The 335-nt window shown below is 49.0% G+C and carries 1 protein-coding gene; it reads right to left on the bottom strand.

What is annotated here, in order from left to right; translation table 11 throughout:
* Positions 1-335 (bottom strand): AAA family ATPase (locus AAX04_RS11555; protein WP_238377886.1); only part of this gene is annotated, 335 nt, incomplete at both ends.

A 335-nucleotide genomic window follows, 5' to 3' on the forward strand; every position in this document is an offset into this window, starting at 1 on the left:
GCATCACTAGTCATGTTATCAGCCTCATCTAGGATGACTAGTTTGAATGGTACTGGGCCTGTGGCCACTGTCCTAGCGAACTCCTTAACCTTCTCCCTAATAACATCAATACCCCTCTCATCACTGGCATTAAGCTCAAGAACATTAGAACGCCACGCATCACCGTAAAACTCCCTAGCAAGAGCAAGGGCAGCGGTAGTCTTACCAACACCAGGAGGACCATAGAAGAGCAGGTGAGGCAAGTCACCACGCCTAACAAACTCAAGCAAACCAACCTTAACACCCTCCTGATCAACCAAATCCACAAGCCTAACAGGCCTAAAACGCTCCACCCA

It is taken from the genome of Caldivirga sp. MU80 (assembly GCF_001663375.1).
Taxonomy (GTDB): domain Archaea; phylum Thermoproteota; class Thermoprotei; order Thermoproteales; family Thermocladiaceae; genus Caldivirga.